Raw genomic sequence first — 2,848 nt, forward strand, 5'->3', positions numbered from 1 at the left:
CCGGCCCGCCGCTGATCGCGGCGAGCCGGTGACCGGCCATCTCATCCCCCGAGCGACTGAAGGTCCCATGACAGTTCACGAATCCGTCGACCGCCACGCCGACCGGAACACCGGGCAGTCCGGCGGGCTCCCCGGCAGCTCGGGGTCGGTGCCGGATACGGAGAAGGGCGCCAAGGGCGACCTCCTCGAGGGCCGGTCCTCGCAGAAGGCGGACGCGGTGTTCCGGGGCGTCACGGTGGCGGCCGGCGCCGTCATCGTCGCTCTCATCGCCCTGATCGCGATCGTCCTGGTCATGCAGGCGACGCCCTCCCTCCTGGCGAACAACGTCAACTTCCTCACGTCGTCCGAGTGGAACACGAGCGATCCGGACAACATGCGGTTCGGCATCCTCGACATGTTCAGGGTGACCGTGCTGAGCTCGCTCTTCGCGTTGTTCCTCGCCGTTCCGGTGTCCATCGGCATCGCGACGTTCCTCGTGCAGTACGCACCGGCCCGGCTGTCGAGGTCGCTGTCGGCGCTCATCGACCTGCTCGCGGCGGTCCCGTCGATCATCTACGGCATGTGGGGCCTGATCGTGCTCGGGCCGTTGTTGGTCCCGTTGTCCACGTGGCTCAACGAGAACCTCGGATGGATCTTCCTCTTCGGCGACGGCAACGTGTCGATCGCCGGCGGCGGGACCATCTTCACCGCCGGGGTGGTCCTGGCGATCATGATCCTGCCGATCATCACCTCGATGTCGCGCGAGACCATCCGCCAGACCCCCTCGCTCCACCAGGAGGCCGCCCTCGCCCTGGGCGCCACCAAGTGGGAGAAGATCCGGATGACGTGCTTCCCCTACGCCAAGTCCGGCATGATCGCGGGCTCCATGCTCGCGCTCGGCCGGGCGCTCGGCGAGACCGTCGCGGTCCTCATCATCCTGCGGGCCGCGAGCGCCCCCGGCACGCTGTCGCTCTTCGACGGCGGCTTCACGTTCGCCTCCAAGATCGCGTCGGGCGCGGCCGAGTTCAACCACCCGCTGCCGACCGGTGCCTACATCGCGGCGGGTCTCGTGCTCTTCATCCTCACCTTCTTCGTCAACCTCATCGCACGCTCCGTGTCCGGTGGAAAGGTCAACGGCTGATGACCCAGGCAACTCCCGACCTCGCCAAGCCCGCCAAGCCGTCGGACACGTTCCTGCCGATCGCCGGCAGCCGCAGGATCAAGGACAGGGCGGCGACGGTGATCTTCTCGCTGTGCTTCGTGCTGGCCGTCATCCCGCTGGTGGCGCTGCTCTACAAGGTGATCGAGTCCGGTATCCCCGCGGTCATCAACCCCACCTGGTGGACGAACTCGTTCTTCCTCGTCTCCCCGTCCTCGATGGGTGGCGGTGTGGGGCACGCCATCTACGGCAGCCTCGTCCAGGCGATCATCGCCGCGGTCATCTCGATCCCGCTGGGGGTGGCGGCGGGCATCATGCTGGTCGAGTACCCCGAGTCGAGGCTGGCCAAGCCGACCACCTTCATGGTCGACGTGCTCGCGGGCGTGCCCTCGGTCGTGGCCGCCATCTTCATCTTCGGCGTCTGGGTCTCGGTGCTGAGGTTCCAGCTCAGCGCGTTCGCGGTGAGCCTGGCGCTGGTGTTGCTCATGCTGCCGCTGATCGTGCGCTCCACCGAGGAGATGCTCAAGCTCGTCCCGGACGAGCTCCGTGAGGCGTCCTACGCGCTCGGCGTGCCCAAGTGGAAGACCATCGTCAGCATCGTGGTCCCGACCGCGCTGTCGGGCATGATCTCCGGGGTGTTCCTCTCGATCGCCCGGGTGATGGGCGAGACCGCCCCGGTACTGATCCTCGTGGGGTACACGGCGAGCTTCAACTACAGCCTCTTCGAGGGCAACATGGCCTCGCTGCCGCTGCTGATCTTCAACCAGCTCTCGAACCCGACGGAAGCCGGCCAGTACCGGATCTGGGGCGCCGCCCTCACCCTGATCATCATCATCGCGCTGGCGAACGTCCTCGCCACGTTCGCCTCCAAGGCGCTCGCGCCGAAGACCAAGTAAGGACCCTGTCATGGCCAAGCGACTCGACCTCGAGAACGTCGACATCTTCTACGGTGACTTCCACGCCGTGAAGGACGTCGACCTCCACGTCCCCCCGCGCTCGGTGACCGCGTTCATCGGCCCGTCCGGCTGCGGCAAGTCCACCGTGCTCCGCTCGCTCAACCGTATGCACGAGGAGATCGCGGGCGCGTACGCCACGGGATCCATCAAGCTCGACGGCGTCGACATCTACGACAAGAAGGTGGACCCCGTCGCCGTCCGACGGACCATCGGCATGGTGTTCCAGCGGCCCAACCCGTTCCCGACGATGTCGATCAAGGAGAACGTCACCGCCGGTCTCAGGCTCCAGGGCGTCAGGAACAAGAAGACCCTGGACGAGGTGGCCGAGAAGTCGCTGCGCGGCGCCAATCTGTGGAACGAGGTCAAGGATCGACTGGACAAGCCGGGCGGGGGGCTCTCCGGCGGTCAGCAGCAGCGCCTGTGTATCGCCCGCGCGATCGCCATCGAGCCCCAGGTCCTGCTCATGGACGAGCCCTGCTCCGCGCTCGACCCCATCTCCACCCTCGCGGTGGAGGACCTCATCGCCGAGCTCAAGAGCGAGTTCACCATCGTGATCGTGACGCACAACATGCAGCAGGCGGCGCGCGTGTCCGATCAGACCGCGTTCTTCTCGCTCGAGGCCACCGGCATGCCGGGCCAGCTGGTGGAGGTCAACTCGACGGAGAAGATCTTCTCGAACCCGGACCACAAGCAGACCGAGGACTACGTCTCCGGCCGATTCGGCTGAGCCGCCGGATACAGCCGAGCGCCCCGG

General features: G+C 66.8%; 3 protein-coding genes. All 3 read left to right on the forward strand.

The genetic code is table 11. The annotated features are described in order from the left end of the window. Positions 1-67 precede the first annotated feature (67 nt). Genes pstC through pstB form a run of 3 tightly spaced genes read left to right on the forward strand, consistent with a single transcriptional unit; the run spans position 68 to position 2,821 of the window. A complete protein-coding gene (gene pstC / locus G6028_RS03640) occupies positions 68-1,120 on the forward strand; it encodes a phosphate ABC transporter permease subunit PstC (RefSeq protein WP_182618104.1) in 1,053 nt (350 codons plus the stop codon). Continuing rightward, complete coding sequence (gene pstA, locus G6028_RS03645; RefSeq protein WP_179524625.1) at positions 1,120-2,034, forward strand: phosphate ABC transporter permease PstA; 915 nt, start codon at positions 1,120-1,122, stop codon at positions 2,032-2,034. Before pstC ends, pstA begins: the two co-directional genes overlap by 1 nt. A gap of 10 nt (positions 2,035-2,044) precedes the next feature. Continuing rightward, positions 2,045-2,821: a phosphate ABC transporter ATP-binding protein PstB gene (gene pstB / locus G6028_RS03650; protein WP_179524626.1), complete on the forward strand. Its 777-nt coding sequence runs from the start codon at positions 2,045-2,047 to the stop codon at positions 2,819-2,821. Positions 2,822-2,848 lie beyond the last annotated feature (27 nt).

Source organism: Dietzia cercidiphylli (assembly GCF_014145145.1).
GTDB lineage: Bacteria > Actinomycetota > Actinomycetes > Mycobacteriales > Mycobacteriaceae > Dietzia > Dietzia natronolimnaea.

Coding starts and splice junctions, on each gene's coding strand:
- pstB (WP_179524626.1), top strand. CDS start 2,045: ATGGCCAAGCGACTCGACCTCGAGAACGTCGACATCTTCTACGGTGAC.
- pstC (WP_182618104.1), top strand. CDS start 68: ATGACAGTTCACGAATCCGTCGACCGCCACGCCGACCGGAACACCGGG.
- pstA (WP_179524625.1), top strand. CDS start 1,120: ATGACCCAGGCAACTCCCGACCTCGCCAAGCCCGCCAAGCCGTCGGAC.